The 24513-nt window shown below is 59.6% G+C and carries 19 protein-coding genes and 1 pseudogene; 9 read left to right on the plus strand and 11 right to left on the minus strand.

Annotation, left to right across the window (positions count from 1 at the left end):
* Window positions 1–95: 95 nt before the first annotated feature.
* The 3 genes and pseudogenes from QMK47_RS25900 to QMK47_RS25910 all read right to left on the minus strand — a co-directional run bounded on the left by QMK47_RS25900 (window position 96) and on the right by QMK47_RS25910 (window position 5946).
* A complete protein-coding gene (locus QMK47_RS25900) occupies window positions 96–386 on the minus strand; it encodes a hypothetical protein (protein ID WP_258689477.1) in 291 nt (96 codons plus the stop codon).
* A gap of 455 nt (window positions 387–841) precedes the next feature.
* Window positions 842–1162 (minus strand): contact-dependent growth inhibition system immunity protein, encoded by a 321-nt coding sequence (locus tag QMK47_RS25905; RefSeq protein WP_320389512.1) that lies wholly within the window; start codon window positions 1160–1162, stop codon window positions 842–844.
* A pseudogene (locus tag QMK47_RS25910) lies at window positions 1152–5946 on the minus strand (RHS repeat protein). The gene QMK47_RS25905 and the pseudogene QMK47_RS25910 overlap by 11 nt, the downstream one beginning before the upstream one ends.
* A 294-nt stretch (window positions 5947–6240) precedes the next feature.
* On the opposite strand from QMK47_RS25910, the gene QMK47_RS25915 reads away from it, so the two are divergent.
* The 3 genes from QMK47_RS25915 to QMK47_RS25925 are packed head-to-tail and all read left to right on the plus strand — an operon-like array spanning window position 6241 to window position 11862.
* Window positions 6241–11004 carry an RHS repeat-associated core domain-containing protein gene (locus QMK47_RS25915; RefSeq protein ID WP_320389514.1) on the plus strand — a complete coding sequence of 1588 codons (4764 nt, stop codon included), beginning with the start codon at window positions 6241–6243 and terminating at the stop codon, window positions 11002–11004.
* On the plus strand, window positions 11001–11417 hold the full coding sequence (locus QMK47_RS25920) for a hypothetical protein (RefSeq protein WP_258689481.1): 417 nt from the start codon (window positions 11001–11003) through the stop codon (window positions 11415–11417). Before QMK47_RS25915 ends, QMK47_RS25920 begins: the two co-directional genes overlap by 4 nt.
* A gap of 16 nt (window positions 11418–11433) precedes the next feature.
* The gene (locus QMK47_RS25925; RefSeq protein ID WP_258689482.1) at window positions 11434–11862 is read left to right on the plus strand and encodes a hypothetical protein; all 429 of its coding nucleotides are present in this window, start codon (window positions 11434–11436) and stop codon (window positions 11860–11862) included.
* A 110-nt stretch (window positions 11863–11972) separates the two neighbouring features.
* Here QMK47_RS25925 and QMK47_RS25930 read toward each other — a convergent pair whose 3' ends face one another.
* The 3 genes from QMK47_RS25930 to QMK47_RS25940 all read right to left on the minus strand — a co-directional run bounded on the left by QMK47_RS25930 (window position 11973) and on the right by QMK47_RS25940 (window position 13883).
* On the minus strand, window positions 11973–12431 hold the full coding sequence (locus QMK47_RS25930; RefSeq protein ID WP_214512520.1) for a GNAT family N-acetyltransferase: 459 nt from the start codon (window positions 12429–12431) through the stop codon (window positions 11973–11975).
* Window positions 12432–12533: 102 nt separating this feature from the next.
* Window positions 12534–13382, minus strand: a complete 849-nt coding sequence (locus QMK47_RS25935) for a nucleotidyl transferase AbiEii/AbiGii toxin family protein (RefSeq protein ID WP_258689483.1) — start codon at window positions 13380–13382, stop codon at window positions 12534–12536.
* A 93-nt stretch (window positions 13383–13475) separates the two neighbouring features.
* On the minus strand, window positions 13476–13883 hold the full coding sequence (locus QMK47_RS25940) for a DUF6088 family protein (RefSeq protein ID WP_003205962.1): 408 nt from the start codon (window positions 13881–13883) through the stop codon (window positions 13476–13478).
* A gap of 411 nt (window positions 13884–14294) precedes the next feature.
* Here QMK47_RS25940 and QMK47_RS25945 point away from each other — a divergent pair, with 411 nt between their 5' ends.
* From QMK47_RS25945 to QMK47_RS25970, 6 genes are all read left to right on the plus strand, one after another.
* Complete coding sequence (locus QMK47_RS25945) at window positions 14295–14918, plus strand: CDP-alcohol phosphatidyltransferase family protein (RefSeq protein ID WP_024619064.1); 624 nt, start codon at window positions 14295–14297, stop codon at window positions 14916–14918.
* Between the two features lie 11 nt (window positions 14919–14929).
* On the plus strand, window positions 14930–16687 hold the full coding sequence (locus QMK47_RS25950; protein ID WP_320389515.1) for a bifunctional alpha/beta hydrolase/class I SAM-dependent methyltransferase: 1758 nt from the start codon (window positions 14930–14932) through the stop codon (window positions 16685–16687).
* Entirely contained in the window at window positions 16687–18030 is a 1344-nt protein-coding gene (locus tag QMK47_RS25955) for a phosphatase PAP2/dual specificity phosphatase family protein (protein WP_320389516.1), read from the plus strand. Before QMK47_RS25950 ends, QMK47_RS25955 begins: the two co-directional genes overlap by 1 nt.
* Window positions 18020–18475: a hypothetical protein gene (locus tag QMK47_RS25960; protein ID WP_253469763.1), complete on the plus strand. Its 456-nt coding sequence runs from the start codon at window positions 18020–18022 to the stop codon at window positions 18473–18475. Before QMK47_RS25955 ends, QMK47_RS25960 begins: the two co-directional genes overlap by 11 nt.
* A 165-nt stretch (window positions 18476–18640) precedes the next feature.
* Window positions 18641–19261: a lysophospholipid acyltransferase family protein gene (locus QMK47_RS25965; RefSeq protein WP_214512525.1), complete on the plus strand. Its 621-nt coding sequence runs from the start codon at window positions 18641–18643 to the stop codon at window positions 19259–19261.
* 1 nt (window position 19262) lies between these two features.
* Window positions 19263–20195, plus strand: a complete 933-nt coding sequence (locus QMK47_RS25970; protein ID WP_003205974.1) for a phosphatidate cytidylyltransferase — start codon at window positions 19263–19265, stop codon at window positions 20193–20195.
* 136 nt (window positions 20196–20331) lie between these two features.
* Here the strand turns inward: QMK47_RS25970 and QMK47_RS25975 are convergent, their stop codons facing one another.
* From QMK47_RS25975 to QMK47_RS25995, 5 genes are read right to left on the minus strand one after another with little or no spacing between them, the layout of a single operon-like run.
* Window positions 20332–21489 (minus strand): glutathionylspermidine synthase family protein, encoded by a 1158-nt coding sequence (locus QMK47_RS25975; protein WP_253469765.1) that lies wholly within the window; start codon window positions 21487–21489, stop codon window positions 20332–20334.
* Window positions 21490–21501: 12 nt separating this feature from the next.
* A complete protein-coding gene (locus QMK47_RS25980; protein WP_253469768.1) occupies window positions 21502–22203 on the minus strand; it encodes a DUF1190 domain-containing protein in 702 nt (233 codons plus the stop codon).
* 19 nt (window positions 22204–22222) lie between these two features.
* Window positions 22223–22651, minus strand: coding sequence for a DUF350 domain-containing protein (locus QMK47_RS25985; RefSeq protein WP_014340424.1), 429 nt, complete (start codon window positions 22649–22651; stop codon window positions 22223–22225).
* Between the two features lie 15 nt (window positions 22652–22666).
* Entirely contained in the window at window positions 22667–23329 is a 663-nt protein-coding gene (locus tag QMK47_RS25990; RefSeq protein ID WP_320389517.1) for a DUF2491 family protein, read from the minus strand.
* Entirely contained in the window at window positions 23316–24350 is a 1035-nt protein-coding gene (locus tag QMK47_RS25995; protein WP_253469771.1) for an ion channel, read from the minus strand. Before QMK47_RS25995 ends, QMK47_RS25990 begins: the two co-directional genes overlap by 14 nt.
* Window positions 24351–24513 lie beyond the last annotated feature (163 nt).

The following is a 24513-nucleotide window of genomic DNA, read 5'->3' on the forward strand; positions in this document are numbered from 1 at the left end:
ACATTCCCCTTCAACTCATACGTCCATACCCCCTCATGATAATGGTGCTTGGTTGGCTTGCTGTTCATTTCATAGGCACCGTAACGAAAAATCTATTAGGGCTTCCAGAAATTAATACCCTCCATACGCCGCTCGATATCGTCCATATCATCTTCGCCTAGAGTTGTATCAAACCCTTCACTGATGATCTTTCTAATTTTAGCGAGCTTCTGGGTTACTTTTTCATTATCTATGAACTCCGTGGTGGCGCGCTGGTACTTTTCAATTGGCTTATCACCGTAGTAGCTACCCATCTTGTGTAGCGATATCAAAATAAACTCAATTTCAGCTAGAGCTTCAAGTGCAGACTCCCCGGAAATAACGATTTCCTTATTTCTCTCTAACATTACTTTCTCCGCTTAAAGGTTGGATTTTCTAATTTTAGATTCCGCTTGATGGTCAGCTCCATCGTGCCATGCCTTGGGTTTTTGACCCATTCCAGTTTAGATTCGATCATTCCCACGCAGGAGCGTGGGAATGATCGAAGGGGTGGTTTTTTTAATGGCTGAGGGCAAAGCCACGACCTGTAAGTCACTGATAAACCTGTGGGAGCGAGCTTGCTCGCGATGGCGGTGGGTCAGCTGCCGTTGAGGGTGACTGACACTTCGCTATCGCGAGCAAGCTCGCTCCCACACTGGAAATTGTGGTGACGTCGGCACGTGGTTTCGCCCTTGGAAACGCAGCGGTTGCTCCAGTCGCTTGCCGTCGCCGTGCCGGAGCTCGGTGAGTTTGCCGTAGCCGTTGTAGCGCGCGGCCCAAACGACTTCACCTCAGTCTGCCAATCTGCATACGGCTACTTCTTCTAGTTACCATCAAGCGGAGAGGTATCAGTGCGACTCATTACGTCCAGAATATGCTTTAGCCACATTTCACCAGACTCCCAATCCATCCAATAGCAATAATTGCAAGGCATTTTATCCATAATGAATCCTCTCATTTTCTCATCACAAAATTTAATTGTTAATAGTGTCGAGATTTCATTTTTAACCATGTCAACGATTTCAGGCGCAGAGTCCGAAACAAAATTTCTTATTATTTCATCAGGATCTGATGACTCGCACATCCAATCTTGATGAAAGTAGCATCCAAAGAAATGGAAAAGCTCTGGGTATTTATCTTTCATTTTTTTCAATAAATCCTGTAAGTAAATTATATCCGGTTGGTGACCTGTCAGATTTTCTAATAACCAACACCACAACCGACAGTGGTTCTAGATTTCCAGTTTGACGTACAACGCCGACTCCTACTGGAGAAGAGAAGGGTTGCCGTAGAGCAAGTGATGTTCTCAATCTACTACTTAGAAATTCGTCTATCTCTAATTTTCTTGTTTTTAATACACTGGAAACAGCTGACTCTGCCGTAGCCCTATCAGGGAATGTCGACGCAGTAGGTACGCGAGGCTCCAAATCAAGGCGCCTCCTCAGTTGATCTTCAGAGCGCCCCACATGTTTCTCTATTAAATGCCCACCACGAGCCTCATGCGCAGCCAACCCTCCTCCCGGCACAATTTCGCTGAACGGCCCATCAGCCTCAATATCACCAGGACACTGACATGCCAACCCCAACGGATCCACCCACCCCGTCGGGTTCAGGGTGTACCGATACCCATTGAGCCCACCCACCAACTTGCTCGGGTCGGGCGTCAGGTAACGGCCGGTCTCGGGATTGTAGTAGCGGTGCCGGTTGTAGTGCAGGCCGCTTTCGGGGTCGAAGTATTGGCCCTGGAAGCGCAGCGGTTGCTCAAGCTGTTCGCCGCCACCGTGCGTGAGTTCAGTGAGTTGGCCGTAGCCGTTGTAGCGCGCCGACCAGACGATCTGGCCGCTGTAGCTGGTCAGTTCCTGGGGCGTGCCCAGGTGGTCGAGGTGGTAGTAGAACGGCGTGGCTTTTTCCGGGCCTTCGCCATCGAGCATCGCCAGCGGGCGGAATGTGCCGGGTTCGTAGACGTAGCTGCGGTGGTGGCGCGGGCTGTTTTCGGCGACGACCTGGTCGCCCTGCCAGAAAAACTCCGTGGTCAGGCCGTCCACGGTCTTGCTGATGCGTCGGCCAAAGGCGTCGTAGCGGTAGGACGTTTCGCGGCCGTTGGCCGTGGTGACGCCAATCAGGCGGTGCTGGCTGTCGTAGCGGTAGGCGCTGACCAGGGCCTGGTCGCGGCGTTCGCGGATCAGGTTGCCGAAGGCGTCGTAGTCGTAGTGGCGGTCGCCCTCCTTCAGCAGGCGGTTGCCCTTGAGGGTGGTCGGGCCGGGGCGGTCCTGCATCATCAGGTTGCCGGCCGGATCGTGGCAGAAGTGTTCCGGCGGTTCGCTGTGGGAAAAGTCGATGCGGGTCAGGCGATCCAGCGGGTCGTACTGGTAGCTGCGGCGGCTTCGGTTGTCGGAAAGGGTTTGCAGGTTGCCCTTGGCGCTGTAGGCATAATCGCGCCAGAACAGTTGTTGCTGTTGGCTCTGCCACACGGTCTGGGCCTTGAGGCGGCCCTGTTCATCGTAGGTGTAATTACTGAGCAGCCGGCCCTGCTGGCGTTGCCGTTCGCGTCCGCCGACAAAGCGGTGTTCGGTCAGGCGCGTGCCGTTGAGGTCGATGGCGGTCAGTGCGCCACCTGGGGCATGGTGGTAGTCGAGCTGGCTGTCGTCCGGCAGGCGCAGGTGGTTGAGGCGCCCGCAAGCGTCGTAGCGATAACGCAGGGTGCCCCAGCCCTGGTGTTCGCAAACCAGCCGATCCTGGGCGTCGTATTCGAAGGCCAGGGGATGATCGCTGCCGTCGTTGACGTGGACCAGCCGGCCCAGTTCGTCGTAGCGGTACTCGATGACCTGGCCGTCGGGCAAGGTCTTGACCCGCAGCCGCCCAGGCGCATCGCGCTGGTACTGGGTGAGCCGTTGCGAACCGTCCTCGCCGTACCTCGGTTTTTTCCAGCAGGTGGCCGTTGAGGTCGTAGGCGTAGGCGGTGCGTTGGCCGTCGAAGCCGACTTGCTGTCGGATCAAACCGTTGGGTGTGTAGTCCAGCTGATATTTTTCGCCGGATTCGTTTTCGATTTCGGTCAGCAACAGCCGCGCCGAGTCGTAGCGGTACTTCAGCTCGCTGCCGTCGGGGTTCAGGCGACGGCTGACCAGGTGCAAGTCGTCGGCGTATTCGTAGCGGGTGACCCGCCCTTGTTCATCGCATTCGGCGGTGACCTTGCCGTAGGCGTTGTAGCGCCAGGTCCGGGTGGCACCGTTGGGTAAGGTCACCTGCAGCAGGCGGCCGACGGCGTCCCATTGGTAGTGCGTGAGCGCGCCGTGTTCGTCCTGGCGGCTGAGTAAACGCCCCAGGGCGTCGTAGGAAAAACACCGGCGACTGCCGTCGGGCAGCATCTCTTCGGTCAGTTGGCCCAGGCGACTCCAGGTGAACCGATGTTCACCGCCATCCGGGTCGTACGTCGCCAGCAGTTGCCCATGGGCGTCGTAGGCATATTCCGTGCGCCGGCCGTCCGGATCGATGAGGACGATCACCTCGCCGCGGGCATTGCGCCGGTAGCTCCACACGGCCTTGCCGCGCGCACGGCGGTGCAGGAAACCGTTGCGGTATTCGTAGGACGTCGGCGTCTCGTCTGGGGGAAGCAGCGCCACCAGCCGTCCGACGTCGTCGTAGCGGTATTCGGTCACGGCGCCCAGCGGGTCCTGCTCGGCGATCAAGCGACCTTGTTCGTCGTAGGCCTTGAGGTGCTCGCCGCCGTCGGGCTCGACCTTGCGCACCAGCCGCGCCCGCTCGTCGTGGACATACACCTTCTGACTACCATCCAGGTGCCGGACCGTGACGCTGCCGTCTTCGCCCCAGGTGTAGCGACTGTCCATCTGCGCAAACGAGGCCCAATGCCGTACGCAGCGGGACGCCGGTCCGACGCCTTGCCATTCCCAATAAAAACTCGCGCCACCGGCCAGTTGTCGCTGGAGGATGACGTGTTGGTCGTCGTAGTCGTAGCGTTCGCTTTCACCAGCGGCATTGGTCGCTTCGATCAGTCGGAAACGTCCGTCGTAGCGGTAGGAAACCAGCGTCTGTTCGGTCCGCCAGGCTTCGTCGAGGGTAATAGCGGGATGGAAGCTCTGGTAATCGACGGCGATCAGGTGGCGCTGCTCGTAACGCAGGCGCAGGGCGCGCCCGGCGCCGTTGTCCAAACGGCAGATGTCGCCATGGATGTTGCGCTGGAGGGTCAGGCGGTTGTCGTAGCGGTCGCTGAGGGCGCTCAGGTGGCCGTCGCGAAAGTGCAGAAATGCTGCGTTTTCGCCGGGCTGGGCGACGATCAGTTCGTCTGCCTCGGCCCCCAGGTAGATCGCCGCGCGAGCCAGGCTGTTGTGGATCGCCGGACGCTGGGCGCTGGGCAGTGGAAAGGTCGTGCGGCGGTTTTCCTGATCGACCCAGGTGACCTGCTCGCCCTCAAGTTCCAAGCGATGGGCCAGGGCATGGCTCCAACCGCGCCCGAGGCCGACGTCCAGGTCAGCGGCGCTGGTGCGGTACAAACGGGTGAAGACGAACGGCAAGCGGCCATCGAGGGTGCCGTCGTCGAGGGTCAGCAGTTCTTCGCCGGTGACCATCGACACCGGGCAGCCGCTGGTCTGGGTCTGGGACGCGGTATCGGCGGGGTCGCCGTTGGGGTTTTTCGACTGGGTGGGGGCGTCGTCGTGGGGTTCGTATTTACTCAGTCGCGTAGATGCCTGGGATTTTTCCCGCACGATCGGAGCCGGGTTGCTGACCGACAGCGGCGCGGAATCCCCAGTGGCGATCTGTAACGGTCTGACAGGCGCCGGCCCCACCGACGGTCCTTGACCGGCGATTACTACTGGCTTCAGTACATCGGCATGTTTGTTGAGGCTGTCGCCGCCAAGTTGGCCCAAACGCTGACTCGATGCCTGCAACCACTCGCGGGCGCGCTCCGAGCGGACATGGCGCAACACTTTGCCGCTCATACGAAGCCCAACGCCCAGCCCACCGGTCACACGCGCCAAGAGGAAGTTGATCAAAATCGAGGCGCGCATTTCCCCCAGGAGTTCGGCCAGGTACTGCGGCGGCAGCATCCGCAGCCAACCGATGAACGCCGCGGTGTAGACGAAGAGCAAGGGCTCGTCGCTGAGGATCATCAGGCCTTTGGCAATTGCCTCCGATGAGGCTTTCAGCAGTTGCTCAAGCTCAGTCTCGGTGAGGTATTCCAGCAGTTTTTCACTGTTGGCCTGTAGATCCGCCAACAGATCGAAGACCTGTTTTACGTCGTCCCATAGCCCAAACAGGGCGTTTTCAAAGCCACGTAGCTGGGCGTCCTGCAATGCGTTGAAGCGCTTTACAAAACCGCTCTCGGAAGACGCCTTCCACAACGGTTGAAACTCGTTCCATTCCGCTTTCAGCCAACCTTCGAGCTCGACGATCTCGAGCTGGTAGGACGCGTACAGCGCCTTGACATGATCGGTCGTGATACCTGGAAAAAAACTGATGCGGTAACGCTGTCCGCGGTCGCATTCGGGTACTTCCAAAATGCCGCTGGGGCCAATGACATGAGGGATCGGATCGCCAAAGATTTCCTTCCCCCGCTCGTCTTTAGTGATCGGTTCCAACACCACTGGTGTGTCGCCGATCGGCACGAAACGCGAGGCTTGGAACATGTGCACCAGCGTCAGCGGGCCTTGTGCCGGACACCTCGCCACCACGGCGCTGACCTGCTTGCCATCGTCTTTCGCGGGTGCGAGCGACACCTCCTTGCCAACTTTAAACACCTGCTTAATGTCTAGCGTCCGATTGGTCCAGAATCTTTCCGCCCAACTGTCGTAGTCACCCAGGCAGCGGCGAAAGTCCTGCAGTACTTCCTCGACATCGGGCGAGTTCATGGCGGCCAAGACCAGCGAACCGATGGCGCCGGTTAATGACGGGATCTTGTCAGGGAACTTCATGCAGGCAGCTCGCGGCGCGGGAGTGGGCGCGAGACTGTGCCGGGGATGGCAGAGGAAATAAGTCAGGTAAAGAAGCGGGGGGTGTAGGGCAATTCTCTAAATTAGGCCAACGTTGCCAGAATTTCGCCAAAACCCCTTGGTTTCTGTCGCGGTGTTTATAGTCATCGACGGGGTTCGCACGCCAAGCGTTTGAATTTAGCGAATCGCCCTACATCCTTTGTCCCCTTCCACTGACTGAATTCAACTGTCATCCACGGCAGAGTCTCGCGTCCGCCCCCGCACCGAGATTCCTGCATGCCCAACTACGACAAAATTCTTGCCCAGGGCAATGTCATTGGTTCGCTGGTGATGGCAGTCATGGACTCGGATCACCCGGATGTCGAGGCGGTGCTGCACGACTTTCGCCACTGCCTGAACGACTACGACGCTTGGGCGGAAGACTTCTGGACCGGCCAAGCGCTAGACATCGAGCAGGTGTTCAAGGTGGGCAACGAGGTGTCCCTCGCGCCCGCAAAAAATGACAGCGAGCAGTTCAGCGCCGTAGTGGCGAGGTGTCCGGCACAAGGCCCGCTGACGTTGGTGCACATGTTTCAGGCCTCGCGTTTCGTCCCGATCGGCAACACGCCGGTGACGCTCGAACCGATTATTGAGGGCGAGCCGGGGAAGGAAACCTTTGGCGAGCCAGTCCCTCACGTCATCGGCCCTAGCGGTATTTTGGAAATACCCGAATGCGACCGAGGCCAGCGTTACCGCATCACCTTTTTTCCAAATGTCACGACCGATCATGTCAAGGCGCTGTACGCGTCCTACCAGCTCGTGATCGTCGAACTCGAAGGTTGGCTGAAAACCGAGTGGAACGAGTTTCAACCGCTCTGGAAGGAATTTTCTGAAGGCGGCTTCGTGAAGCGCTTCAACGTGTTGCAACAAGCTGAGCAGCGTGGTTTTGAAAGAACTGTGTATGGGCTGTGGGACAGCGTCAAACAGGTCTTCGATCTGTTGGCGGATTTGCGGGCCAACAGTGAAAAGCTGCTGGAATTCCTCACCGAGGCCGAGCTTGAGCAACTGCTGAAAGCCTCATCGGAGGCGATTGCCAAAGGCCTGATGATCCTGAGTGATGAGCCCTTGCTCCTCGTCTACACGGCGGCCTTCACCAGTTGGTTGCGGATGATGCCGCCGCAGTACAGAGCCGAGGTCATGGGAGAAATGCGCGCCTCGGTGCTGATCAATTTCCTCTTGGCGGCAGTCACCGGTGGCCTGGGCGTAGGCCTGCACCTGAGCGGCAAGGCGCTGCACTTGATCCGCTCGGAACGGGCCCGCGAGTGGTTGCAGGCATCGAGCCAGCGCTTGGGCCAACTTGGCGGCGACAGCCTCAACAAACATGCCGATGCACTGAAGCCGGTAGTCATCGCCGGCCGAGGGTCGTCAGTGGGGCCAGCGCCTGTCAGGCCGTTGCAGATCACCGCTGGGGATTCCGCGCCGCTGTCGGTCAGCAATCCGGCCCCAATCGTGCGGGAAAAATCCCAGGCCGCTGCGCGACTGAGCAAATACGAACCCCACGACGACGCTTCCACCCAATCAAAAAACCCCAACGGCGACCCCGCCGACAGCGCCGCCCAGACCCGCACCCACGGCTGCCCAGTATCGATGGTCACCGGCGAAGAACTGCTGACCCTGGAAGACGGCACCCTCGACGGACGCCTGCCGTTTGTCTTCACCCGCCTCTACCGCACCAGCGCCGCCGAACTGGACGCAGGCCTCGGCCTCGGCTGGAGCCATGCCCTGGCCCATCGCCTTTTGATCGAAGGCGAGGAAGTCATCTGGATCGACCAGGAAAACCGTCGCACCTCGTTCCCCCGACCGAACCTGCAACGTCCGGCGATCCACAACAGCCTGGCCCGCGCGGCGATCTACCTGAGCAGCGAGCCGGACGAACTGATTGTCGCCCAGCCCGGCGAAGGCCCCCCTTTCCTACACTTTCGCAACGGTCATCTGATCGCCCTGAGCGATCGGTACGACAACCGCCTGACCATCCAACGCAACATCTACGGCGATATCAGCCGCCTGGACAACGGTGCCCAGCGCAGCCTGCGCCTGCGTTACGAGCATCGTCACCTGGTCGCCATCGACTACCAGAGCTTTCACCCCGAACGGCTGCCAGATGAAGCCTGGCGCACCGAACAGACGCTGGCGACCTACCGCTACGACGCGCGTTGGCGACTCATCGAAGCGACCAACGCCGCCGGTGAAAGCGAACGCTACGACTACGACGACCGACACATAATCCTGCAGCGACAACTGGCCGGTGGCGCGAGTTTTTATTGGGAATGGCAAGGCGTCGGCCTGGCGGTCCGCTGCGCTCGGCACTGGGCTTCGTTCGCGCAGATGGACAGCCGCTACACCTGGAGCGAGGACGGCAGTGTCATTGTCCAGAACCTCGATGGCAGCCAGGAAGTGTACGTCCACGACGAGCGGGCGCGGCTGGTGCGCCAGGTCGACCCCGATGGCGGCGAGCACCTCAAGGCCTATGACGAACAGGGCCGATTGATCGCCGAACAAGACCCGCTCGGCGCGGTAACCGAATACCGCTACGACGAAGTCGGACGGCTGGTGGCGCTGATTCCGCCTGAAGGCGAGCCCACTTCCTACGAATACCGCAACGGTTTCCTGCACGCCCGGCAGCGGGGCAAAGCCGTGTGGACCTACCGGCGCAATACCCGAGGGGACGTGATCGTCCTCATCGAGCCGGAAGGCCGGCGCACGGAATATGCCTACGACGCCCATGGGCAACTGCTGGCGACGTACGACCCGGACGGCGGCGAACATCGCTTCACCTGGAGTCGCCTGGGCCAACTGACCGAAGAGATCCTGCCCGACGGCAGTCGCCGGTGTTTTTCCTACGACGCCCTGGGGCGTTTACTCAGCCGCCAGGACGAACACGGCGCGCTCACGCACTACCAATGGGACGCCGTCGGCCGCCTGCTGCAGGTGACCTTGCCCAACGGTGCCACCCGGACCTGGCGCTACAACGCCTACGGCAAGGTCACCGCCGAGTGCGATGAACAAGGGCGTCTGACCCGCTACGAATACGCCGACGACCTGCACCTGATCAGCCGCCGCCTCAACCCCGACGGCAGCGAGCTGAAATACCGCTACGACTCGGCGCGGCTGTTGCTGACCGAAATCGAAAACGAATCCGGCGAAAAATATCAGCTGGACTACACGCCCGGCGGACTGATCCGACAGGAAACCGGCTTCGACGGCCAGCGCACCGGTTATGCCTACGACCTCAACGGCCACCTGCTGGAAAAAACCGAGTTTGGCGCCGATGGCAACCAACGAATCACCGCGTACCAACGCGACACCGCCGGCCGCCTGCTGCGCAAAACCTTGCCGGACGGCGCGACGATCGATTACCGCTACGACGCTCTCGGACGCTTGGTCAGCGTCGACGACGGCCACTGGCCGCTGGCCTACGAATACGACGCGCAAGACCGGCTCGTCGTCGAACACCAGGGCTGGGCCACCCTGCGCTATCGATATGACAGCGTTGGCCGCTTGATCCATTGCCGCCTGCCCGACCACAGCACCCTCGACTACCGCCACGCACCGGGCGGCGCGCTGTTTGCCATCGACCTCAACGGCACGTGCCTGACCGAACACCGTTACAAAGGCGGGCGCGAACGGCAACGCCAGCAAGGCCTGCTGCTCAGCGATTACACCTACGACGAACAGGGTCGCCTCAAAGCCCAGACCGTGTGGCAAACCCAGCAGCAACAACTTTTCTGGCGCGACTATTCCTACAGCGCCAATGGCAACCTCGCCGCGCTGTCCGACACACGAAACCGACGCAGCTACCAGTACGACGCGCAAGATCACCTGCTGCGCATCGACTACACCCACAGCCAAGCCCCGGAACATTTCGCCCACGACCCAGCGGGCAATCTGCTGATGATGGACCGCCCCGGCCCGACCACCCTCAAGGGCAACCGCCTGCTGATGGAGGGCGACCGCCACTACGACTACGACGCCTACGGCAACCTAGCTCGCGAACGCCGCGGCAAAGCCCAGTGCCTAATTACCGAGTACCGCTACGACAGCCAGCACCGCCTGATCGGCGTCACCACCCCGGACGGCAACGAAACGTCCTACCGCTACGACGCCTTCGGCCGACGCATCAGCAAGACCGTGGACAGCCAGACCACCGAATTCATCTGGCAAGGCGACCAAGTCATCGCCGAAAGCAGCAACAGCCACTACCAAAGCTACGTCTACGAGCCCGGCACCTTCCGCCCCCTCGCACTGCTCGAAGGCGAAGGTCCGGAAAAAGCCACGCCGTTCTACTACCACCTCGACCACCTCGGCACACCGCAGGAACTGACCAGCCACCAAGGTGAAGTGGTTTGGGCGGCGCGCTATAACGGCTACGGCAAACTCACCGGACTGCTGCACGGCGACGGCAAGCGACTGGAGCAACCGCTGCGCTTCCAAGGGCAGTACCACGACCGGGAAAGCGGCCTGCATTACAACCGGCACCGGTACTACAATCCGGAGACAGGGCGGTATCTGACGGCGGATCCGAGCAAGCTCAAGGGAGGGCTTAACGCCTATCGCTACACCCTGAACCCGACGGGGTGGGTGGATCCGTTGGGGTTGGTGGATTGTCCGGGGAATGATGGGTGTAAAAAGCCGGCGGTTGGGGAGCAAGATCCGGCGGCTAAAGTCGGGGTGGATGAGGGATCTCCACCACCTCCGGCACCACCAAAACCAGACAAATGGAGTCGGCACCCTAAAAGTATCCAAGACCAGATGGCCCTAGAGTCTGCGAAAGCGGACAAAGGCCTTGTAATTATTGAAGAACTAGACGATCCAAATTACTACAAAATGGAGAAAATGGAACTAAAAGTAAAATCAAAAAACAGGAATGACTCCGTAGTGCATTATGTTCGTGACCCGAGCACAGGCAAACTGATGGACTTTAAATTTAAAAAGCACAGTACCGACGACATAAAGCCATGGGGCAATGACCCCTCGGTACCACCTGGGATTTTTGAGAAATGAAAGCCACATGCATATTGAACAATCTAAGTAGTAGCGCTCTGACGCCAGAAACAGCTGCCCGTCTGAAACGATATATATCCTTCCCCGATGGTGAGTTGAATCTCGTGATTGGCAAAGAATATATTGTTTATGGGGTGGAGTTTCGAGACAACTGCCCTTGGTTATACATCTGCATTGATGAGTACGATGAGTACCCAATACCGCTTGCAGCAGACTTCTTCAAAATCACTGACGGACGCCTTTCATCCCACTGGCAGCTCAACTTTAAAGTGACCAATACCGGAAGAAACAAAACCCAGTTAGTTTTTTTTGAATGGGCTACTGATAACTTATTTTATGAAAACCTTATCTCGGGCGACGATCACGCTGAGGTCATTTTCGACAAGTATAGAAAAATTATGGACGCAGAGTAGCTAGGACAGTTTACTGATGCGCACTTCCGGCAGGCAATCCCATAAAATGATCGCCAAAAAAATAACTATTGAGCTTCACGGAAAAATCAATCACGCAACTCTTGAATACGACAGAGGAGATATAGCTCTGACAGTAAAAATTCCTGGAAAATCAGAGAAAACATACACAGGCCTTGATTACTACACATGCCTCGGCAAGGTACGACAAGATTTCCCCAACATTAAATTTCTGTGCAAGGGTTCGAAAATCAACGTCTACCCTTCGCGTATGTGCTCGCAAATGGCTAGCGGACTAGTAGCTTACGAAGTCTCTTGGGGCAAAGCCGCAGGCAGGGAGAACATAGTCCAAATCTTTGATTACGAGGACAAAAATTTAGTCACCGACATTAACATTCAGCTAGATTATCACAAGCGATGGCTGCTATCTCTACACGAAGACTCGTGACACCTGCAATGATATTGATGGTTCATTATGCACGTGAATTCTCAAGTGTAGGACTCTAACCGCGTAAAAAATTATGCCATTGCATGCCGGGGGGAGCACACATACCGCAATCACAAACACCGCGCCATAAGCCACTGCTCTTCCCCCCAAGCCTCAAAACGCTCCAGCACGTCCCAACCCAGCTTGGCGTAATAATCACGTTGGCTGTGGGTGTGCAGGAACAAGGTGATGATTCCAGCCTCTCGCGCATGGCTGCAGATGCCTTCGATCAACTGCGCTGCAAGCCCTCTGCGTCGAGCCTCTGGGGTGATGAACACACACGCCAGCCACGGGCCCAGCTCAGGCTGGTCAGGCAGGTCGTGGCTGGCAAGTGAAGCGCCGCCGAGCAACTGGTCGTGTTCCATGGCGATCAGGCACTTCCAGCGGCCATCGTGCTGCCCCGCAGCGAATTCCTGCTGCCAACTGGCGAGGGATTGCTGGGCGAATTCATAACTGAACTCCCGATGGAGCCACTCGGCCATCTGGTCGCTTTTATCCATGTGGTTAGTGAGCCAATCCATCTGCAGCATTTGAAACACTCCTTGTATTTAGTCAGCCGGCTGCTGACCCGCTTTGCTCGAAAGAAGACACCCGCGAGCAGGGTCCGTTAACCCGTTTATGATCCGAGAGTGTTACAGCGTCCGAATCAACGCTTCGGCGTGCAGACGAAACACAACATAAGCTTCATCAAAGCTCGGGCGGACATTGCCAAAAATCAGCGGCATGAGCTTCGCGTCATACTGGCTACGAATCTGCGCATCCGAACTCGCCTGATGGAGAGCGCACTGCATGACATTTCCCGGATCGTCAGCAAATGGAGGAAACTGCCGACCAAATTCGAGCGCATCAAACTCCACCAGACGTTTGAAACCGAGAGCGGCTCGTTCGCCGACAGCCAGATCGCCACGGCTTATGCAGTAAACATCATAGATATGCCGCACCAACGTATCGTCCCACGGCTGGAGCATCGCTCCGGCTTGGTGTTGGGCGTAGCGGCGAAGAAACGAAATGACTTTCTCCGCAAGCGTTTCCTCAACCGCTACGCAGGCAATATCACCCAATCGCCCAGACCTGGCGGCGAGTCGATTGACCAGGTACTCCAGCGGCTGCTGAGTCACTTCAAACTGTGGGATTCGCGCAGTCAGCTCAAGGCTTAGATAAGGGCGCAAACTGGTGTCGTGAGGGTATTGCGGAGCATATTGCCAACGACTGGCGAAGTATCGGTTTTCATTCCGGGCAACACGCGCTTCCACTATTGCCTCGAAACCGAGCTCGGCGAGGACATGACAAACCTGAGCCTTCAGGTTGCTGAGATGCCGCTTCTGAGCCGAGGCACTTAACGCATCAGGCTCGTCCAAAACGATCTTTAAGTCGACGTCCTCCGACATACGCTCGATCAGTTGGTAAGCCTTCGACAGGCTTGTGCCGCCGCAAAACACCAGGCGAACACCTGGAAACCGCATCCCCATCAGAGCTTGCAAAGCATCCGTCAGGGGACGTCTTTTTCCAGGATGCTAGCCGTAAGCAGCCCGACATCGACCTCAGCCAACACCGCATCGATTAACTCGACCTGTTCAGGCGTGATGATTTTCATAAACGACGTACCGACCACCGAAGCCGAGCTTGCGATTAATACGCCGTGAACCTGTGTCAAAAACGATGCCGGCGGGTAGCTGCAAGCTATCGCTGGCGTTGTATTCACGCACTGCGCGTCCCGCCGTGATCTTCACGCCAAGCTTTTGCAGAACCAAAGGTGCCAAGACTTCAAGGGGGCGAACCGGTATCGGCTTGCCCGTAAGCACACTGGCCTTGGCCTTTGCGAAGACACCCACGCCGAGCTTGACCAATACACCGTTGGCCACCAGATGACGCAGCGCTCGGGATACCTGCGCGGGGCTGCCGAAGTCGGAAAACTCGGAGCGTAGAAACACATCGTCCTTTCGCAAGGCGATTGATCTTTTAAGCCGCTCTTCGATAACCATGGCTTACCTCCCGGCAGCACCTAACAAAAATTAACTCTCAACAGATTGTTTTATAAGGAGATTTAAATACAAATAGTGCTCATAGCTCGCTCAGTATAAATCAGAGTCAAAACATCGGCCAATGCAGCCTTGAAACAGGATCGCATGCACAGCGCACAATTCATTTCAGGCACAAAACCTGTGGGAGCGAGCTTGCTCGCGAATGCGGTGGGTCAGCCGCCATTGAGGTTGACTGAAACACCGCATTCGCGAGCAAGCTCGCTCCCACATTGGTTATTTCTTGCACAGATCACTGGTTTTAGATGCCTATCCGCGCTCATTCTCGAGAAATACCCGCCTGCAAGCCCTCAACCTATCGTAATCTCGCACCTGTATAAGCCCAGCCCCGCAACCGGCCGAGATCTCACCCCGATGCCCTCCATCTACCAACTCAAGCCCGCCTTTCAAAACCTGCTGCGCCCCATGGTCCAACGCCTCTACAACAACGGTGTCACCGCCAACCAGGTCACGGTGCTCGCCGGCATCGTTTCGGTATTGGTCGGCGCGGTCATCGCCTGGTTTGCCAACCATCCGTGGATCTTCGTCCTGGTACCAATCTGGATGTTCCTGCGCATGGCGTTGAATGCCGTGGACGGCATGTTGGCGCGGGAGTTTGGCCAGCAATCGCATCTGGGCGCCTACCTCAATGAGCTATGCGATATCATCGCCGACGCTGCCCTGATCCTGCCTTTTGCCCTGTTTGCCGATTCCAGTCTATTGCTCGTGTTGTTGGTCACGCTGTTGGCGTTGTTCAGCGAATACGCCGGCGTGCTCGGGGCAATGGTGGGGGCTTCGCGGCGCTATGACGGGCCGATGGGCAAGAGTGATCGCGCCTTTGTGTTGGGCGTGTTGGCGACCGGCATTGCCCTGGGTTGGCTCGGGGCGCTCTGGGTCGATGGTGTGATGGCGGTAGTTGCCGCCCTGCTGGTTTATACCTTGGTCAATCGGGTCCGTCATGGCCTGGGCCAAGTGAAGGAAAACGCTCCCTCAGCATAAAGGAACTTGCAATGCGCGAAGCCCAGGAACTGACGTTCACCACCCACGATGGCGTGGAGTTGTTCTACCGGCACTGGCCGGCTGTCGACGCGGCCGCGGGTGAGCCCCGCCAGGCTGTGTTGTTGTTTCATCGTGGTCATGAACACTCCGGGCGCATTGCGCACCTGGTGGATGAACTGGACCTGCCCGGGTTCGACTTCTTTGCCTGGGACTCGCGCGGCCATGGCCAGTCGCCTGGCGAACGGGGCGACAGCCCGAGTTTTGCCACCAGTGCCCGGGATGTGCAGACCTTCTGCGATAACATCGGCGCGGCGCATCAGATCGACGAAGCGAACATCGCCGTGGTCGCACAAAGCGTCGGCGCGGTGATCGCGTCCACCTGGGTCCACGACTACGCGCCGCGCATTCGCTCGCTGGTGCTGGCGTCGCCAGCGTTCAAGGTCAAGCTCTACGTGCCGTTCGCCCGTTCGGGCCTGGCGCTGATGCGCAAGTTCCGTGGCAATTTCTTCGTCAACAGCTACGTCAAGGCGAAATTCCTCAGCCATGACCCGGAGCGCGTGGCGTCCTACGACAGCGATCCGTTGATTACCAAGGCCATTTCGGTGAACGTGCTGCTGGGCCTGTACGAAGCCGCCGACCGCGTGGTGGCCGATGCCCAGGCGATCCAGGTGCCGACGCAACTGTTGATCTCCGGATCGGACTTTGTCGTGCACCGCAAACCCCAGGAGCAGTTCTTTGAGCGCCTGGGCAGCCTGCACAAAGAGAAGCACATCCTGCCGGGCTTCTTCCACGACACCCTCGGCGAGAAGAACCGCGCGCCGGCCGTTGCCAGTGCCCGCCGCTTCATCCTGCAGAACTTTGCCCGACCGCTGGACCGCCCTTCCCTGCTCGACGCCGATCGCCTGGGCGCGACCTGCGCCGAAGCCGAAACCCTGGCCACGCCGCTGCCGCACAACTCGCTGCGCGACCTCTACTGGCGCATGACCCGCGCCAGCATGCGCTTTGGCAGCAAGTTGTCGGCCGGGGTGAAGCTGGGCTTCGACACCGGGTTCGACTCCGGCAGCACCCTGGATTACGTCTACCGCAACCGCCCCACCGGCACGTCGGCGCTGGGCAGGATGATTGACCAGAACTACCTGAACTCCATCGGCTGGCGCGGCATTCGCCAGCGCAAGCTGAACGTCGAGGAGCTGCTGCGCCTGGCGATGGCCGAATTGCGCGCCCAAGACCGCGAGGTGCGCATCGTCGACATCGCCGCCGGCCATGGCCGCTACATTCTCGAAGCGCTGCAAGGCGTCAGCCCGTTGCCCGAGTCGATCCTGCTGCGCGACTACAGCGACATCAACGTGCGCGACGGCAGTGCACTGATCGTGGAAAAAGGCTTGGGCGATATCGCCCGATTCGTCAAAGGCGATGCCTTCGACCGCCAGGATCTGGCGGCGCTGGAGCCGAAACCAACCCTCGCCGTGGTGTCGGGCCTGTACGAGCTGTTTGCCGATAACCAACTGGTCGGCGGCTCCCTCGCCGGCCTGGCCGAAGCTGTGGAGCCTGGCGGTTTCCTGGTCTATACCGGCCAGCCGTGGCACCCGCAACTGGAACTGATCGCCCGCGCCCTCACCAGCCACCGCGCAGGTCAGGCCTGGGTGATGCGTCGACGTACACAGGCGGAAATGGATCAATTGGTTGAGGCGGCGGGCTTCCGCAAGATCACCCTGCGGGTCGATGAATGGGGCATTTTCAGCGTTTCGCTGGCCCAGCGAGTGCAGTAATGAGCGCCGTCATCGCCCCGGCCCGCGAGCCCGCACTGCTGAAACCGGCGGTGCTGTGGCTGCTGTTGCTGGCGCCGCTGTTCTTCACCACCTATGGCTTCGCCACTTGGGTCACGTCCCAGCGTGACGACGTCGGCACGCTGGTGTTCGCCTGGGAAAGCCACATGCCGTTCATGGCCTGGACCATCGTGCCGTACTGGTCGATCGATCTGCTGTACGGCCTGTCCTTGCTGTTGCCCACCAGCCGCGAAGAACTCAAGCGCCACGCCTTGCGCCTGCTCACGGCGCAGGTGATTGCGGTCAGTTGCTTTTTGCTCTGGCCATTGCGCTTCACCTTCCCCCGCCCGGAAATGGACGGGGTGTTCGGTTGGTTGTTCGAAGTGCTGGCGGGTTTCGACAAGCCGTTCAATCAAGCGCCGTCGCTGCACATCGCGTTGCTGGTGGTGCTGTGGGTCTGCTATCAGCGGCATCTGCAGGGCTTCTGGCGCTGGGTGATGCACGGTTGGTTCGCGTTGATCGGCGTGTCGGTGCTGACCACTTATCAACATCACTTCATTGACCTGCCCACGGGCGCGTTGGCCGGTTGGCTGTGTGTCTGGTTGTGGCCGCTGGACCGTCCGAGTCCGCTGCTGAGTGCGCGGCTGGCGACGGATCCTGCCTGCCGACGCTTGGCCCTGCGTTATGGCTTGGGCGCGGCGGTGCTGTTCATCCCGGCGTTTGCCTTGGGCGGCGCGTGGCTCTGGCTGATCTGGCCGGCGGTCGCGGTGCTCGTGGTGGCGCTGAATTACCTGCTGTTCGGTGCCGACGGTTTCCAGAAGCGTGCCGACGGCCGCTTGAGTCCGGCGGCGCGCTGGTTGCTGGCGCCTTACCTGGCGGCGGCGTGGATCAATTCGCGCGGCTGGACGCGCAAGCATCCGCAGCCGGACCAGGTGGCGGATAACGTCTGGCTGGGGCGAATCCCCACGCCGATGGAGTTGAAGGACAGCGCGTTTACCGGCGTGCTCGACCTCTGCGCAGAACTGTCCATGGACAGTACGGGCGTTGCCTATCGCTCGTTGCCAGTGCTCGACCTGACCGCACCGACCGCCGAGCAATGCCTGAAAGCCGCAGAGGCCATCGAAAGCCTGCGCCAGCACGGTCCGGTGCTGGTCTGCTGCGCCCTGGGTTATTCGCGCAGCGCCACGGCGGTGGTTGCCTGGTTGTTGCACAGTGGGCGGGCAGCGAACGTTGACGCGGCAATCGTGCAAATCCAGCGCGCTCGGCCGCGTATCGTCTTGCACGCGGCACACCGTCGCGCGCTGGAGCAGTTATCCACAGCACAGGGGAATGTCCATGATCACTGATATGGAGCTCCACACCGTGGCGAGCCTGTTGCGCCGGGGGCATTCGCTGGACCAGCTGTCCACCGGGCTGACGCTGCTTGGGGCGCTGCTGGGGTTGGGGCAGTGGCTGGTGGGCGTTATCGATCCGTGGTTGCTGCTGTTGAGTGCCACACTGATCGTCCTCGGCGTGCTGGAGAAATACTGGGCGCTGCGCGTGGCATTCGATGCCGATCTGTTCCAGCGCATGGCTGACAGCACCCAATCCCTGGCCGAACGCACCTATACCTTGGACCAGGCCCTCACCTCGCTGGGCCTGCAACCGGCCGCACGTGCCGGCCGTCTCTGGACCGAACGCCGGCACGGCGCGTTGTTGCTGCTGCGTCGGCAATCGCGGTTGCTGGCCATACAAGTTGTCTTGGTACTGGGCTTCATCCTGGCCAGTCCCTGGTTAGCTTCAGGTATGTAGGAGCTGGCGAAGCCTGCGATCTTTTGATCTTGATCTTCTGCTCTCGACTCAATGGGCTGTGGAAAGATCGCAGCCTCGCTTCGCTCGACAGCTCCTACAAGAGCCCAGCGGGAGCAAGCTCCCTCGCCACAGTTATGCTTATGTTTCTCAGGACAAGGAATCCTCATGTTCGAACCCGTGGTCGCTAACCTCATCACCTCCGCCGCCCGCATGGTCACGGGCGCTCGCAGCCTGTGGCTCGGCTGCGCGCCGACGCCGGTGCAACGGATCTACTTCGCCAACCACAGCAGCCACGGTGACTTCGTGTTGCTCTGGGCCTCGCTGCCGCCGGCGCTGCGCAAGCTCACCCGCCCGGTAGCGGGGGCCGATTACTGGCAAACCAGCCCGATGCGTCGCTACATCATCAACCGGGTGTTCAACGGCGTGCTGGTGGACCGTGAGCGCAAGGATCCTTCCTACAGCCCATTGCAGCCGATGCTCGATGCGCTGGAAAACGGCGACTCGCTGATCATCTTCCCGGAAGGCACACGCAATCCGGAGGAAGGCCTGTTGCCCTTCAAGAGCGGAATTTATCACTTGATGAAAAAACACCCCGAGGTCGAGGTGATCCCGGTGTGGATCGCCAACCTCAACCGCGTCATGCCCAAAGGCCGCGTCCTGCCTCTGCCGCTGTTGTGCACCACCAGTTTCGGTGCGCCGCTGTGCATCGAGGAAGGTGAAAGCAAAGAGCAATTTCTTGAACGCAGCCGCGCCGCGCTGCTGGCACTGGCCCCGGAGCACGTCTGACATGGATCGATATACCCTGATGTTGTTTGGCGGGATCGGCGCCATTCTGGTGCTGGCTTCGTTGATCGGTTTCATTCTCAGGCTGCGGACCAAAGGCGCGCCGAACTCGGTTATCGATAACCTCAACGCCCGGATCAATGCCTGGTGGATCATGGTGCTGGTGATCGGCATCGCGTTCTGGCTCGGCAATGCCGCGGTGATCCTGTTGTTCTACGCGGTGTCGTTCTACGCCCTGCGGGAATTCCTGACCCTCACACCCACCCGACGCAGCGATTATCCAGCCCTGGTGGCCGCGTTCTACCTGGCGCTGCCGCTGCAATACCTGTTGATCTACTACGACTGGTACGGGCTGTTTTCGATCTTCATTCCGGTGTATGTGTTCCTGCTGCTGCCGATCCTGGCGTCCCTGGGCGGCGACAGCACGCACTTCCTGGAGCGCGCTTCCAAGGTTCAGTGGGGCTTGATGATCGCGGTGTTCTGCATCTCCTTCGTGCCCGCCTTGCTGACGCTGGACATCGCCGGTTTCGAAGGGCGCAACCTGTTGCTGATCGCGTACCTGGTGATCGTGGTGCAGCTCTCGGATGTGTTGCAGTACGTCTGCGGCAAGCTGTTCGGCAAACACAAGATCGCGCCGAACCTGTCGCCCTCGAAAACCGTGGAAGGGTTTGTCGGCGGCATTTTCCTGGCCTCGCTGATCGGTGGCGCGTTGTGGTGGATCACGCCGTTCAATCCTTGGCAGTCGTTCCTCATCGCCTTGCTGATCAACTTGCTGGGGTTTGCTGGCGGCATCGTCATGTCAGCGATCAAACGCGACCGCGGCGTCAAGGACTGGGGCCACATGATCGAAGGCCACGGCGGCATGCTCGACCGGTTGGACTCGGTGTGCTTCGCGGCGCCGATCTTCTTCCACCTGGTTCGGTACTGGTGGACCTGAGAAAACAGCGGGCTGCCTGACCCTGTGGGAGCGAGCTTGCTCGCGATAGGGCCAGGTCAGCCGACATCGAATCGGCTGATCCACCGCCATCGCGAGCAAGCTCGCTCCCACAGGGGGTTGGGTGTGGAGGGGGTAATCAGTCGAGGATCAGATGCGGCAGAAACCGGCTTGAATCCTTGGTGATCAGGCTGTTGTCTTCCCGCACGCCGATGCCGGCGGCCTGGTCGCCGATGACCCAGGAGCCAACCAGCGTGTAGCTGTCGCCAAAGCGTGGCAGTGGCGCGAATTCCTGGAGGATGAACGGCGCGTCGGTGTAGGGGCCGTCTTCTTTTACGATCAGGCCATCAGCGGTTTGCAGCTCGATGTTGGCGCCTTCCCGGGAAAAGAACGGCTTGCGCACCCAGCCCTTGGGCACCGCTTTGCTGGTGTCGGTATCCAGGTGGGCCGCGAGCAGGTTCGGGTGGCCTTTGTTGAATTCCCACAGCAGCGGCAGGATGCCTTTGTTCGAGATGATCGACTTCCAGGCCGGCTCGAAAAACTGCGTATCGCACTGGGCAATCGCTTCACCAAACGGCTCGTGGAAGATGAACTCCCAGGCATGCAGCTTGAACAGGTGCGGAATCCAGCGCTCTTCCAGGTCGACAAAACGCCCGTCACTGTTGAGGCCGATGTCTTCGATATCGATGTGCCGCGATTCAATGCCGACTTTTTCCGCGATCAGGCGCAAGTAGTCCGTGGTGCCCTTGTCTTCCACCGAGCCTTTCATCGAGGCGAAATAAAACGGCTCTTTGAGCTGCAACTGGGCAAAGGCCTGGTGCAGCTTGGTGTCGATGCTGTTGAACTGGTCGGCATGCTTGGGCAGCAAACCGCGCTCGATGCATTGCTCCAGCCAGCCCCACTGAAACGCCGCCGCCTCATAGAGGCTGGTCGGCGTGTCGTAGTTGAGTTCCAACAGCTTGGCGGGGCCCGTGCCGTTGTAGGAGAAGTCCATACGCCCATACAAATGCGGGTGGCCTTCGAGCCATGAAGTGCGCACCAGGTCGAAGAACGGCGCGGGAATGCTCAGGCGCTCCAGCAATTCTTCGCTCTGGACCACGCGGGCCACGAGGTCCATGCACATGTCATGGATCTCGGTGGTCGGGTCTTCCAGGTCGTCCTCGATCTGCTTGAGGGTGAACTGGTAGTACGCGCTTTCGTCCCAATAGGGTTCGTCGTCGATGGTGTGGAACAGAAAGCCGAGCTGCTCGGCGGTCTGTTTCCAGTCATGACGTTCTGCGCAATGGATCTTCTTCATGGCGCTGGTTCCTCAACCGCCGGAGCTGCTCGAACCGCCCCAACCGCTGCGGGCACTGGACTTGCTGCCGAAACCGCCACGAGACGTGGAGGACGCGACGGCCATCGCCTTGCTGCTCTTGATGGAATCGGTGTAGCTGCCGTACCGCGCCTGGTTGGACTTGGTAAAGGTCGAGCCACTGGACACACGCTGGCTGAGGGTCGAGGACCCGTAGTCGCCGCGATCATCGCGGTAGCGGTAGACCGGCTCGGAGTAATAACTGCTGCGGTTGCCGCTCAACATATTGCCGATCAGCATGCCGGTCAGCAGATTGCCGAAGCCTGAACCACCGACGTTCGCTTCCGAAGCCGGCAACTTGGCCCGGGCGGCATCGACCTCGGACTGCGTGACTTCGCCATCGGCGTTCAGCTCGAAACCACCCAGCTTGGGAAGGAACTTGCCGGCCGAGTCCTGCTGGCACCAATCGGGCACGAAGTCGGCATCGCAATCAGCCTGGCTGTCGTACACCGGCGCGATGCGACGATGCTCACCCATGGCGGTCATGTAGGCGGTGGAGCAAATATCCACCGGCAGCTTTTCATCGACACATTGCTGGACCGACTGGAAGTTGTACTTCTTCTGCAACTTGTAGGTTTTTTCCGTTGGCCCGCAGCCGGATATCGCCAGGGCGACCGACGCGGCCAGCGAAAGCTGGACGTACTTGCTTCGTTTCATCGGGTTCTCCGTGGCGCAATCAGTTCGTGGAAGGCGTCATGCACGCGGCGTTCAACATGCCGACGCTGATGGCCACGGCGGCGATGTAGATACCCGCGGCGATTTCACCGTTCTTGATCCGCGCGGAAGCGCCCTTGAGCACCAGGCTGGTCACCAGGAACGCCAGCAATTGAACGACAGCGGCGATCACCGCCCAGACAACGAAATCCAGCATGCTGATCGAATAGGCAATCACGTTGCTGGCCGGAATCGCGAAACCGATGACGGCGCCGCCCAGGGCGATGGCCGCCGCCACGTTGCCCGAACGGATCAGCTCGAACTCTTTGTGCGGCGTGACGCGGGTGTAGATGAACTGGAACAGCGCGAACAGCACGGCGGCGCCGAGGATGTACATGACAAAGCCAAGCACGGCGGCTTTGTTCAGGGAAATGGAGAGCGCTTCAAGCATGGACTTCTTCCTTATTCAAAGAGTGTTCAGGTCAGTGGTGTACAGCGAAATACCCAGCGAAGTGCTCAGGCTGACGGTGCCTTCGGCGTCCTCTTCGACGGAGAACAGCAAGAACTCCCGGCGATCCGTCAGGCCAGTGTCGCGGGCGTACAGCATCGAACGGTGCTCGACGCTGTAGGACTCATCCGGATTGCTCACGCGCTCGCTCAACGTCACCAGTTCTGTCTGGCCAGCCTCGGTGCCCCATTCGCGGGTGTACTCGACGCCGTCGTGGGTGTAGGTCGGCAGGCCGATCAGGCTTTCAGGACCGGCCAGGCGCCGCAACTCCGCTTCACTGTTGATCGTGACGTAGCTGAGGTAGTTGAACAGGATCACCGACTCGATCTGCCCGGCGATATCGCCACTGGTGTGTACTTGCAGCCAGTAGTCTTCGTCGTTCATGTAGCAGCGCGACAGCCAGTTCGACTGCCCGAGGTCGACGATGCCCAGGCTCCAGATCTGTTGGGAGCCGGGGATGACCACGCTGCTGTTGCCGTCGAGCAGCAACTTGAGCGTGGAGTCGAACATGACTTGCTTGCCGGAGGCCAGGCCCAGCGGCCCGGTGACAGGCGAGTTATTGCTGGCTGTCGTGTTCGCGTTCGGGGCCTCAAGCCCCATCAACTGTTTAAACCACCCCATGGGAAATTTCCTTGAGACGCGTGGAGGCGATGTAGAAGAGTTCTCCGCCCACGACGCGGGTGGCGCCGGGCGGGTTGATCGACGGGTGTCGGGCGCCCTTGGCGCGGTAACCAATCAGCGTAGCGTTGTGCTGTTCTTTCATTCGGGCATAAAGGTCGCCGAACGTCGCTTCAAACGCCTCGGGCAGTTTCATCAGGTACTGGGTGGCGCCTTGGCCGACACAGAGCAATTCATTGATGACCACCGACGAGCCCGGGTCCTGGGAGGCACGCACCAGCATTTCGATGGCCATGCTGGAGGTGCATTCCAGGCTCGGCGCATAGGCGCTGGCGAGGGCGGCGATTTCGCTGTCATTGAAATGCGCGACCACATGTCCTGCAGGGCCCAATTGATTGACCGCCAGCACGGTGGCCAGGGTCAGGTCGTCGGAATGGGTGCGCACCAGCACGCGTTCGGCACCCGGCACGCCGGCACGCTGCAACAGCGCGACGGAGGACAGGCTGTCGCCCTTGATGAACACTGTCTTGCCGGGCATGGGGTTTTCTTCGAGATCGCAATCGCAGATGACGATCAGGTTGTCATTGGAGGTTTCGTCCTGCAGCAGCAGTTCGATGACCCGCTCGCTGGAGGCGCCCTCCCAACCGATGAGCACCGTATGGCCGACCTTGCCGGTGAAATCGCCTTTGCCCTTCATGCCTTTTCTCCATACATCGATGACGCTGCTGGTGGTTTTGCCGATGACCGTCGTCAACAGGGCAATGCCCCCGAGCATGATCCAGGTCGCCACGAAAATTCGCCCGGCGGATGTCTGTGGCAACAGATCGCCATAGCCGACGGTGAGCGTGGTGGTGAGATAGAAGTAGATAAACGTGGCGGCGGCGATGAGGTGTTGCTCGCCCAGCAGCACCAGGCCGATCCAGGCCGTGGCCAGGTGCACGCCCAACGCAATGGCCAGGCCCGCCCAGCCGAACCGATGGAAGAAGGACGACGCGTACGTGCGCAACAAAAGGAAAATCGACATTCGTCCCTGACTCCGTGGGGCTTCGTTCCTGGCGGGATCATCACTCTGGCGTCTGAGGGCTCGAGCGTAGTGGCCGGACAGCATTAAACCTGTTGCGCGGCGTGGATAAAAGTACCCGCACCACAATTAAATCCATGGCGTGCCGGAGACTATTGTGGCGAGG

The organism is Pseudomonas sp. P9_35 (assembly GCF_034008205.1).
GTDB classification, from domain to species: Bacteria; Pseudomonadota; Gammaproteobacteria; order Pseudomonadales; family Pseudomonadaceae; genus Aquipseudomonas; species Aquipseudomonas kilonensis.